Source organism: Streptomyces katrae (assembly GCF_000966975.1).
Taxonomy (GTDB): domain Bacteria; phylum Actinomycetota; class Actinomycetes; order Streptomycetales; family Streptomycetaceae; genus Streptomyces; species Streptomyces katrae.
The window spans coordinates 1-10,868 of the sequence record NZ_JZWV01000723.1 but is presented as its reverse complement, the minus strand read 5'-3'; the positions used below and the strand labels follow the sequence as shown (position 1 = coordinate 10,868).

The window sequence follows — 10,868 nt, the reverse complement described above, 5'->3', positions numbered from 1 at the left end:
CATCCACACCTGACCTGGTACACCCCCGCGCTATGCCGCCCCGGCTCCTGGCCCCAGACCGCGCCACTCCAGGGTCACGCCTGGATGCCCGAGGAAATCACCCGGCCCCGCCGCCGGGGCCCCCGCCGCGGCCGCCGGCCACCTGCCCCCGCCGAGCTCCCCGGACTGCGGCACGCCTTCACACTCGCCCTGGCAGCCGCACTCCGCGTAGCCGGCCTGATCAGGGAAGTACACGACGACCAATGGGGCTCATCCTCCACGACCAGCATCCCACCCCGCCTGAGAAGGGGCCGGTAGTCAGGGCGCCGGTTCCTGACCGTCGCGGATCGTGAACAGCACCAGCGCGCCCGTCATCTCCAGCAGCCACTCCAGCTGGTGCGGCAAGGGCCCCGCCAGGATCAGCGGGCGCCGTTTGCGCAGCCGGATGAGGACGTTGAGGAAGAACGAATCAGCGAAGGTCACACTGGTGACGTCGACGATCAGGAGCAGGGCCTCGGCGGCGGGCATGGCCCCGTCACAGCATGTTTTGGCGGATCAGATGGGTGAAGGCAGCCCATCCGGGGAGTACCGGAAGCCAGAAAGTGAGCAGGCGGTAAAGCAGTACAGCGGGGAATGCGACTGCGGCGGGTAGCCCGGCCAGGGTGAGGGCGGCGACCAGTGCGGTCTCGATGCCGCCGATTCCACCCGGGGTCGGAACGGCCGAACCGGCGGCGGTGCCTACGAGGTAAGCGACCGCGATGGTTGGGTAGCTGAGCGAGTCACCGAATGCCCGTACGGAGGCGTCCAGGCAGGCGATGAAGGAGAGGTTGAGCAGTAGGATGCCGCCGAAACCCATCAGCAGCTTAGTGGGCCGTTGCAGCAGGTCGAGCATGCGAGGCACTACCCCGGCGAGCAGAGCGCGTACCCGGGTCGTGACGAACCCGCGCAGTCGTGGAATCGCAGTGACCACTACCACGAGCACAGCGGCGGTGAGCAGGCCGCCGATCACCGCTGTCGAACTCGCCGGCGAGAGGGAGGTTGTGTGCTGGGTGCCCGTCACGTAGCCGAAGGTGAGCAGGAGCAGAACGTGGATGGCTCCGGTGGCCAGTTGGGACGCGCCCACGCTCGCCACTGCGAGTCCCGGTCGTACGTTGTTGCGCTGCAGGAACCGGGTGTTGACCGCGAGGCCGCCGACCGCTGCCGGGGCCACTGCGAAGGACGCTGCGAGCTGCGCCAGGACGGTCCGCCCGAAGGGTATCTTCTCGGGGACGAAGCCGAGCAGGCTCATGGCCGCCGCCACGTAGGTCAGGGCTGAGAACGCGAGCGCGAGGAGTAGCCAGGTCCAGTTCGCCTGGTGGACGGTGGCGGCGAAGTCGAGCTTGGTCAGTTGGGTGAGCAAATAGGAGACGGCGACGACGCCGGCGACGAGGGTGACCAGAGTGCGTGGCTTGATCCGCTCCAGCCGCGCCGGGGTGACAGGGGCCTGCGGGCGAATTCGCAGAACCTTGAGGCGTATCTGTGCGAGCAGATCCCCATCGTTGGCTTGCTCGTGGGTTTCGTTGACGTCCGGTCTCTCGCCGGCACTCACGGCCTTGGCGGCGTCGCTCCTGTGGCCCTTCTCCGATGTGAGCGGCTTCGCTGCCGGGACGGTCCCCAGCAGCGCCTGGCGCTCTCGTTCGGCGCGTTCCTTGGCGAGTCGTCGGAATTTGGCGCGGGTGGAGTGGCTGAGTGCGATCGGTTGGAGCAGTGGCAGGCTGTTGGCGACGGCGTCGGGGCCGAGCACCCGCATCGCGGAGGCGACGGAGCGTTCGGGGCCGACGCGTAGTGCGAGCATGGTGAGCAGTTGGGCCGTGTCCATCCGCAGCAGGATGTCCCCGGCGGCGATCTCGCCGCCGCCCAGGTCGGTGATGCAGACCGTGCCGGAAGTATTCACCAGCAGCGAGTCCCCGGTCAGCCGCCGGTGAGCGATGAGCCGTGACTGAAGCACGTGGAGTTGCTCCCAGACGCCGTCCAGGACGGCGTCGGTGATCTGTTCTTCAGGGAGCATGTCCAAGGTGCACCCGTCGATGTGCTCGTATACGAGCATCACCGCGTCCCGGCCAAGTTCGGAGGTTGCGATGAGCTTCGGTGTGTTCGCTCCCGCCGCGATCGCCGCATGCGCCAGCAATGTCTCTTGTTCAAGCGCCTGGCGCAGCGATTGCAGGCTGCGCCGCTGGCCCAGGGGGCGCATCATCATGCGGTGCCAGGCTTGGTGGATGAAGGCGTGCGCCTGCTGTTCTCGGTCGACGATGGTGACGTCGATTGGGTGGCTGTCCTCCAGTGTGACTCGGTAGCGGCGGCCGCGGTCGGGGACCGGGGGAAGCCGGCCCGCCGCAGTCCAGCCAGCAGGCTGCGGCTGGTCGGACGGACATTCGGCGCGCCGACGACGTAGACGGTGCTCCAGGCTACGCTCCAGCCGATCAGGAGCGTGATCAAGAGGGAGAGCGACGTGCTGTAGCCGCCGACCAGCGCCACGGAAGCATTCAGCAACAGCACCGCCCACAGCGCCACTCGCCATCGTGGGCGACGCGCCAGGCCCACCGCCGTCATGTATGCGAGGACGGAGGCGAGATAGCCGTGCACTGGGTCGGTGGTGCCGCCGGTGGGCAAGGTTCGAGTGAGCGCGTCGCGGATTGCGGAGGGCGCGGCAGCCGTCACCCACAGGTCGGTTGCCAGCGAAACTCCGTAGGCGAGGACGGCCGCCAGTACGCCGTCGGTCAGCCGTATGTCGTCCCGCCTGACCAGGCGTTCAATCGCGAACGCGACAGAGAGGACGAGAACGGCCGCGCCGGCGATGAAGCCGACCAGGCTGATCGGAAAGCCGGGCGTGTGGTCCGTGCCGCGTGAGATGTCCTGCTCGACGCCGGAAGTGGTGGCGTGCGCGACCCAGGAGACGGCAAGAACGATGGCGGTGCAGAGCACCCCCATCAGAAATCGCAGCAGGTCCACGGAGCGGTGGACGCGTGCCCCCGGCAGCAGGTCATCGCCGCCGAACTGGGCTACATGAGCGACCACGGGCGGCGTGGACTCCGGTTCGGATCCGGACGGCCTGATGGAGTCGCGGAGCTGGTTGCGCCGGGGCTCCCCCGCGCTCCTGCTGGTGGGTATCACTGGTTGGGTAAGTTCCTCTCAATGGTGCGAAGTGTTCGCGCCGTATTCCCATCCGGCGCCCGGCCGGCCTGTCGCCCGGCAACCCACCTCCGCCCGTGCCACCGCCGCATCAACCAGCTCTTCCCAGCCCTTGCGACAGGCACGGAGATCGCACAAGCGCTTGGCGCCCTACGTCGAGAGCGTCGCCGCCAGCTGTGACCATGCCACCTGGACGAGTCGGAGGGCCTGGAGAGCTGATGGCCTGACGCTCACTGGTTCGCAGCCCTCTCGACTGTCGGATGCGGACGATTCGATTTCCGTCTTTCTGGTGCGACGGACTTACTGCCTCGGCCACCCCAACCGGTACGCGGCGTCACGTAGCGTCGGTGCGGGCAGCGGCCCCTGCTCATTCTCCACCTGACCCGCGTCACCCCGGAGCGTGAGGTATCTGCTGAACGCCTCCTGACCGTCCGGGATGAAGGGCCAGCGCCGCACAGCCTCCTGCAACTCGGTCTCCGTCAGCCATCCGTGCCAAGCCACTTCGGTCGGGTCAACAGTGACCTCAGTCGAAATCACCGCCTCGTGGACCCCGAGCCAGTACGGACTGATAGCGCCGTGGCACAGGAATTTGAACAGGAAGCACACTGGAGATCTGACGCCGAGTTCCTCGGTCACTTCCCGTGCAGCCGCAGCTTCATAGGACTCGCCTATCCTCACCGCGCCGCCGACCATCACGTCGTAGCACTCCGGGAAGCGATTCACGTCCTTGGGGCGCCGATAGACCAGGATCCTGCCCGCTTCGTCACGGCAGACGGTCGTTGCGACGCGGTGCAGCCAACCACGCGAAACGGCCTCTCCACGCTCCACGATGCCCTGGACGTGATCTCGGTCATCGACACGCTCAACCATTTCTCCCACAGCACCCACCGTCTCAGGAGTCATGGACGCGTTCATCAGCAGCGGTCAGGTCAGATTACCTTACCTACACAGCCAGTTCAGTCCTTCCCTACGTTGTTTGGCGGCACGACGAGCCATTCGTAGGGGTGGCTCACCCAGGGGGTCCGGGTATGGCTTTCGGTTCTCTGCCGTTCGTGGCTGTCGAGGATTCGCGCCCGGGCGGCCACGACAACTCGGCTGGTCCGCCCTCGCCCACAGGGTGAAACTCAGCGCGATCTCGCGGGCGTCTTCGAGCTCGGAGCCCGGGCGAAGGTAAGCGAGGAAGAGGATGGCGAGCCGTGCCGCCGCTCCTCGGGCCGGTCAGCGGATCAGGCCGTTGCGGCGACGGGGATGTCGCCACTGGCGAAGACACTGTCGGTTTCCACGTCGAAGTGCCACCGCGCCTGGCATCATCGCCGAAGGCGCGGTCATTCGCTCTGACTGCCCGTCCGACGTCACCGCCGACCCGCGCAGCACCGCCAAAACCCAGTCACCGTCGGCCACAGCCTCGGAGAAACGTTTCAGCAGCAGCATCCCGGCGCCCTCACCGCGCATTGCCGTCCGCGCGGGGATCGAACGCGTAGCAGTGGCCGCGCGCCGAGGTCAGCCACTTCGCCTCGTAGTGCAGCGTCTCCGGCGAGGCCATCAGCAGCGACGCGCCGGCGAGCGCCATGTCGCATTCGCCGACGGCCAGTGCCTTGCACGCCTGGTGGACGGCGACCAGGCCGGAGGAGCACATGGTCTCGATCACCATCGCCGGTCCCCGCAGGTCCATGGCGAAGGTGATGCGGCCGGTCGCGTTTCCCGGCAGGTTGCCGAACAAGCGCCTTCGCGGAGGTGGTCGCACAGGTCCGCTGCTGCGCCGAGCAGCATCGGCAGCGGGCCCTGGCGGGCAAGGATCCGGTGACCGAGGGCAGAGTGCCGGCGAGCGCAGGCAGGCGCCACGCCCGCTGCAGCCAGGAGGGCGGGACGAGCAAGTTGGTTGCGGGGCCGTGTGCCGGGAGGGCGGGGTAGTCGTACGCGGGCTCCGCGGTCAGTCCGGGTGCGCTGGCTGCGGCCCGCTCCGAGGGGCTGATCGTTCACTCTCCGGCCTGCCACAGGGCCGCAGCCTCGGCCAGGCAGCGCACCACGAGGTCGTGGTCCGCTGGCCAGTCGTGCTCGGTACCCATGCCTCACACCGTACGGCCAGACCCCCCGCTGCCTGCGGTCAGGGCCTGCGGCATGGTGTGCAACAGCTCGAGCCGGCGCTGTACGGCTTCCATCGCACCGGCACGCTGCCCGGGGACGCGGCGGCGCAGCCCCACGAGACGCGGGCCCAGCTCCCGCGCCCGCCGCGGATCCCGTACTTGCTGCCACTGGTGGTGGGCACGGTCCACGGCGGCCTCGACCTCCGGGGCGTCGGGGGCCTGGTGTCGGGTGAGCCGGGCCTGTCCCGCTGCCATCCACAACTCGCAGCTGCGCGCGGTATCGCCGGCGATGTGTGCGAGGTCGGCACGGACCTCGAGCCAATGGATCGCCTGAGCGGAGCCGGGGCCATACGTCCGCTCTGCCCAGCCTTCCCATGTCACGGCGAGCGACGCGGCCTGGTCGTGGTGCCCGGCGTGCGCGGCGGCGAGGATGGCGGGGAGGGGGTCTGCGGTCGTGGTGGCAAGGGGAGCTTTGGGTGTTGGGAGGGGTTCCGGTGTGAAGTCCATCGCGAGGAGCAGGGCCTCGTCGTGGCCGACTTGGGCTGCGGCCTTCGCGTGGAGCTCGGCCAGCGGTGGGGTCAGCCCGCTTCTCCAGATGCCGGCCACGGCCTGCAGGTAGGTGGGGGCTGCGATCCGGTGCCGGGGCAGCGACGGGGCGATGCGTCCGTAGAGCGATATCCCGTGGCCGAGCGTGAGCCCATGCGTGCGGATGGTCTGCCACGTGCTGGGGGCCGCCACCAAGTCGACCAGGACGGTCGTAGTACCCGGGCGTCGGGGTTTGAGTTCGCTGGCCAGCCAGGCCCAAGGAAGTCCCGTGTAGCGCAGGGTGGACGGCGTCGCGCGGGCGAGAGCCAGATGGATCTCGTTCTGCCTCGTGTCGAGCTGAAGTTGGCCCGCAAGGATCAGCGTCAGAGGGCCTGGAGCAGCCGCGGCGGCCCGGATGCGGGTGAGGACGGTCTGCTGATCGACAGGGTCGGCGAGTTCGACGACAGTTCCGGCGGTCGTGCGGGTCAGGGACGCGGGTGGACAGGCTGCCAGGGTGGGCAAGACCCGAGTGGCATCAATCAGCCGACTCTTGCCGGTTGGAGCGGCGGCGAGTAGTAAGGCGGTCCCTGGTGCAGTCGTGATCACATCAGCACGGTACGCCTTAACTCCCGAATCTGGAGCTTGCGAAGGTGGCTGCGTAGGTCAGAGGCGGCTCTAATCCACTTCCTGTGGTAACTCACGCAGCGTGACTGCTGCTCCTCGTTAGATGGCTGCCGAGGTCGCCCGAAAATAGTCCCGCCCGGGCGGCGTGAGGCGACAGTTTTGCCTCGTGAACGGAGTACGGCCGCAGCTGGATGAGTTGTTGTTCTGGTCGGTGGAGAACGTGCGGCGGAGTCGGTCGAGGTGGCCGACGCCGTAGTGCGGGTGGAGGCCCAGGCCCAAGCCCGTGGGGCTACGTGCCCGGACTTCGGGTGTTGGTCGGAGCGAATACATGGCTCCTACCTGCGGTTTCCTCGTGATCTGCCGACCGCTGGCAAGCTGGTCGTGGTGTCGTTACGGGTGCGCCGGTTCGTCTGCGCGGAGGACTCCTGCCCGGGCAAGACGTTTGTCGAGCAGGTACCCGGGCTAACACGTCGGTTCGGTCGGCGGACGGAGCGAGTGCGATCGACGCTGGTTTCGGTCGGTCTCGCGCTCGCAGGACGTGCCGGCGCCCGGATGTCGGACGCATTCGGGGTGCGAGTCGGCCGGAACACGCTCCTGGGGCTGGTCACCTCACTGCCAGATCCGCCCAGCGCCACGCCCCGCGTGGTCGGCGTGGACGATTTCGCACAGTGCAAGGGCCGGATCTACGGAACCGTGCTCGTCGACGTCGAGGCGCGTCTGCCGGTGGACCTCCTTCCGGACCGCGAGGCGGACACGCTCGCGGCCTGGCTTTCCGAGCGGCCCGGAGTTGAGATCATCTGCCGTGACCGCCGCCTTCTACGCCGCAGGCGCTACCCGCGGCGCCCCGCAGGCCCTCCAGGTCGCCGACCGATGGCACCTCTGGCACAACCTCGGCGAAGCCGCCGAGAAGTGCGTGTACCGGCACCGCGCCTGCCTACGCCCGGCACCGGCGCCACCGGAGGAGCCCCGGCAGGCGTCGAATCCGCCCGCGTCGTCGCCGTGGCCGACAGGGCACCGGTTCGTGAGCGGACCCGCGCCAAGCACGCAACCGTCCACGCGCTCCTGGCCGCCGGCCACAGCAAGCGGTCCATCGCCCGCCCGCTCGGCATGGGCCTCAGCACGGTCCGCCGCTTTGCCCATGCCGCGGAGCCGGAGCAGCTGTTCGCCGGCCAGTGGCAAAGCCGCCCCACCAAGCTCGATGCCTTCAAGTCATACCTCGACCAGCGATGACAGGAGGACTGCCCCAACGCCTGGAAGCTGTGGGAGGAGATCAAGAGACAGGGCTACCCGGACGGCTACGGCACCGTTCGCGCCTGCGTCAGCCGGAATCTACGTGGTAAGCCCCAGCCGGTCGGCCCTCGGCCGCCATACGCTCGCGCCGTTACCCGCTGGATCCTTGCCCGTTCCGAGGCCCTGGCCGAGGGCGACCGGCTCCGGCTCAAGGTCGTACTGGCCAACTGCCCCGAACTGGAGCCACTCGTCGGGCACATCCGTTCCTTCCCGCACATGCTTACTCAGCTGCAAGGACACCAGCTTCCGGCCTGGATCGAGGCTGCGACCAACGCCGACCTGCCCAGCCTCCTGCGATTCGCCCGGCACCTGGAACGCGACCTCGACGCTGTCACCGCCGGACTCTCTCAGCCATGGAACTCTGGAGTCGTCGAAGGCCATGTCAACCGGATCAAGATGCTGAAGCGCCAGGTCCGGCCGCGCAGGCTTCGAGCTCCTCCGCAAACGAATCCTGCTCCACACGTGACACCCGCGCACAGCTCTGGCTGGTCAACGCAATAGCCTCGTCCTGTGACCCACAGCAGCAGCCAGAACGAGCAGCCTCACCCTGCCGCCCTCCCGCCATTCCAAACACTGCTGAACAATACGAACTGGGGGGCACTCGACACAGCCTTCGGGACGGGCGAAGACCTGCCGGCGGCACTGACACTTCTCACCGACCCCGACCCGGTCATCAGGGAGGCCGCTCTCCAGGCCGCGCTGGGGCCCGGGACCCACCAGAACAGCATCTACGAGGCCACCGTGCCCGTGGCGCTCTTCGTCGCGGCCATCCTCAACCATCCGGCCATCACGGCGGGCGACGACAACCCCGGCATCGGGACACAGCACCGCCCGACTCTTGTGCAGTTGCTCGACTGGCTCGGCGACACCGCCTACGACGCCGACGACGAGTGCGTCGCTGCCGGCGAACGCGTCTTCGACGGGGGTTTCCTCGACGAGTACGACGCGATGCGGGCGTTCCGGGACGCACGCCCGGCGATCTTCTCCGCTGTTCGTCCCCTCCTAGGTCATGACGACGCCAACGTCCGCCACACCGCCCTGGTCACCGCCATCCCCCTCATCGAGCACCCCTTCCTCACCCAATACCAAGCCGATTTGGTCGACCACGCTCGACGCCTACTGGCCATCAGCACTGACCGACACCACCGGGACCGCGTCCTGGAGACGCTGAAGGCCTGGGGCCACGACACCAGCGGACTGGAGAACGCGTCCGACATCGCGGCCCGCGAGCACTACGCCCATCTCAGAGCCGCCCGCGCTTCCTGGGACGATAACTGGACAGGCAGCGGCAGCTACAGCGACGACCCGCCGTTCTGACACAGGTCCCCCTAATCACCCCTTGACTACCCCGCGTGGCCGCACCACAAGAAGTGGACCAGAGCCCGTTCTCACCAACGTAGCCAATTGCACTCGGCAGGCTGCCGGGAAGCCCCGGAAGTAAGGACACGAAAGAGGCCAGGGGGTCCGCGGCGGGCCCGGCGGGACTGCCCGCCGACCGGCCCCGCTGCATGGACCTCTGCCACGGTGCCACGGGCACGCCGGCTTCGCCCGGGACAAGGGGCAGCGAGGCACTGTGCGAGGGCCAGCAGGCCCCTGTCTGTGATCTCTCGGGTTTGGGGCGGTGGCGCGGGAGACAGCGAGCGTTTGCAGCTGCGCCACCCCAGGGTGACATCGTGTCCCCTCGCTTGAGTCCTGGAAACTCTTCGGCTGGGCCCGCCGGCACAGCGGCTTGTCTGTGAGAAGTCGCGGGCGGGCACTTCGCTGAGCGGTCGACCCTGCGCTTCGGTGTGGAAGACGAACGTGGGGAGGGGTGGAACACATGTGGGAAGTACCATCCCTGCAAGGTTCTCCGGCCGGTACTTCTCAACCTCCGCAGTGGCGTAGGCGGACGGAGTCATCCCTGTGGAGAGGGCAGAGCGCGATGAGTGCGGCTGAAAGTTGGTCGCGTGTGATGGGTCTTCTTCGGGAGCACGCGCCATCCGATCACGCGGATCTGCCCGGGCCCGCGACGGAGCAGATGCTCGCGGCAGCCGAAGGGCGGATGGGGATCCGCCTGCATGGGGACCTGCGGACGTGGCTGTTGCAGAACAATCTGGACCTGCCGGAGGAAGAGTTCGACGACGACGTGATGTGCTGCGGCTTCGACGGGTTCCCCGACGAGGGAAGCTTCCTTCTGGGTGTCCGGGCGATGGAGAGGCTCTACGCGAACCGCTCCACGTCCTGCGGATTCGACCCTCCGGACCAGCCGGACCACCCGTTCTGGCGTAACGAGTGGATCCCGTTCCTGTCGGACCAGGACGGCTGGAGGGGGAAGTTCATCGATGTGCGGGACGGGCGCGTCGGCAGCTGGTTCGTGGGTGAGATGACAGTCACCGGCGAGTACGAGTCGATGGCCCAGTATTTCGACTCCGTCGCGGAAACGCTGACGAGGATCGCCGATGGAAGCTCCCCGGTCTGTCGGTTCACCGAAGGTCGACTTCTCTGGTCGTGAGACGGTTCGCAACTGGATGACGGCCATTGCCAAGCCGCCCTCGCCCTGGAACGGCAAGGAGCCTCGTCAGCGTTGACGTTCCACGGTGAGGATGGCTGCGGTGATGACGGTCATCCGGTTGGGGCTGCAGCGGGCCCGGCGGAGGATCTGCCAGGACTTGCCTGCGACTATGGCCCCCAATCTGACAGTGCGGACAAGTCCTAGCGCCAGGGATCGAGGGCCAGCTTGCCCCGGGTCTGGCCGGCTTCGAGTTGCTGGAGCACTGCCGGTCCTTCGGCCAGGGGATGGACGTGGGGGATGCCGGGCGGGTAGACGCCGTGGGCGATGAGAGCCTCGATCTCGACGAGCAACGACTGGTAGAGGGATGGGGCCGCGGCCGCCAGCGCGCCGATGTGCAGGCCCTTGATCTGAACCTGGTGGGTGAAGACCAGCTCGCGCGTGGTCACAGTGGCGTCACCGGAAGCGGCTCCGAACACGACGATGCGTCCGGTGAAGGGTTTGGTGACCGACAGGCTGGCCTCGAACGTGGCCTGGCCCACCGATTCCAGGACCAGGTCGACCCCGCCTGTCAGGCGGGTGATCTCCTCGGCCAGATCGGGGCGTCGGCTGTCCAGCACCTCGTCGGCGCCGAGGAGGGCTTTGACGGTGTCGTGCTTCTCCGGCGAGGCCGTCGCGATCACCCGCGCACCGTAGTGGCGGGCGGGGCG

9 protein-coding genes and 4 pseudogenes are annotated in these 10,868 nt (G+C 68.0%); 5 read left to right on the top strand and 8 right to left on the bottom strand.

Annotated elements, in window-relative coordinates:
* Nucleotides 1-297: 297 nt before the first annotated feature.
* The 6 genes and pseudogenes from VR44_RS25190 to VR44_RS25170 form a co-directional block, all read right to left on the bottom strand.
* A complete protein-coding gene (locus VR44_RS25190) occupies nt 298-507 on the bottom strand; it encodes an STAS domain-containing protein (RefSeq protein WP_052713809.1) in 210 nt (69 codons plus the stop codon).
* A 7-nt stretch (nt 508-514) separates the two neighbouring features.
* Nucleotides 515-3,072 (bottom strand): annotated as a pseudogene (locus VR44_RS25185) (lysylphosphatidylglycerol synthase transmembrane domain-containing protein).
* A gap of 375 nt (nt 3,073-3,447) precedes the next feature.
* Entirely contained in the window at nt 3,448-4,050 is a 603-nt protein-coding gene (locus tag VR44_RS25180; RefSeq protein ID WP_094191904.1) for an NUDIX domain-containing protein, read from the bottom strand.
* 315 nt (nt 4,051-4,365) lie between these two features.
* Nucleotides 4,366-4,578, bottom strand: coding sequence for a hypothetical protein (locus VR44_RS45280; RefSeq protein WP_157880399.1), 213 nt, complete (start codon nt 4,576-4,578; stop codon nt 4,366-4,368).
* Between the two features lie 10 nt (nt 4,579-4,588).
* Nucleotides 4,589-4,867, bottom strand: a complete 279-nt coding sequence (locus VR44_RS25175) for a beta-ketoacyl synthase N-terminal-like domain-containing protein (RefSeq protein ID WP_045949875.1) — start codon at nt 4,865-4,867, stop codon at nt 4,589-4,591.
* Between the two features lie 349 nt (nt 4,868-5,216).
* Entirely contained in the window at nt 5,217-6,278 is a 1,062-nt protein-coding gene (locus tag VR44_RS25170) for a hypothetical protein (protein WP_245692182.1), read from the bottom strand.
* Between the two features lie 342 nt (nt 6,279-6,620).
* Between VR44_RS25170 and VR44_RS47530 the strand changes: the two are divergent.
* The 5 genes and pseudogenes from VR44_RS47530 to VR44_RS25155 all read left to right on the top strand — a co-directional run.
* Nucleotides 6,621-6,740: pseudogene (locus VR44_RS47530) on the top strand (hypothetical protein); the annotation flags it as partial.
* 135 nt (nt 6,741-6,875) lie between these two features.
* Nucleotides 6,876-7,610, top strand: a complete 735-nt coding sequence (locus VR44_RS45275; protein ID WP_157880398.1) for a hypothetical protein — start codon at nt 6,876-6,878, stop codon at nt 7,608-7,610.
* Between the two features lie 276 nt (nt 7,611-7,886).
* Nucleotides 7,887-8,136 (top strand): annotated as a pseudogene (locus tag VR44_RS47520) (transposase).
* 44 nt (nt 8,137-8,180) lie between these two features.
* Nucleotides 8,181-8,987 (top strand): hypothetical protein, encoded by an 807-nt coding sequence (locus tag VR44_RS25160; protein WP_045949873.1) that lies wholly within the window; start codon nt 8,181-8,183, stop codon nt 8,985-8,987.
* A gap of 604 nt (nt 8,988-9,591) precedes the next feature.
* Nucleotides 9,592-10,161 carry an SMI1/KNR4 family protein gene (locus tag VR44_RS25155; RefSeq protein ID WP_045949872.1) on the top strand — a complete coding sequence of 190 codons (570 nt, stop codon included), beginning with the start codon at nt 9,592-9,594 and terminating at the stop codon, nt 10,159-10,161.
* A gap of 66 nt (nt 10,162-10,227) precedes the next feature.
* Here the strand turns inward: VR44_RS25155 and VR44_RS44175 are convergent.
* A pseudogene (locus tag VR44_RS44175) lies at nt 10,228-10,320 on the bottom strand (IS5/IS1182 family transposase); the annotation flags it as partial.
* A gap of 41 nt (nt 10,321-10,361) precedes the next feature.
* Nucleotides 10,362-10,868, bottom strand: a 507-nt coding sequence (locus VR44_RS25150) for a zinc-binding dehydrogenase (protein WP_045949871.1), incomplete at its 5' end; no start/stop codon positions are given.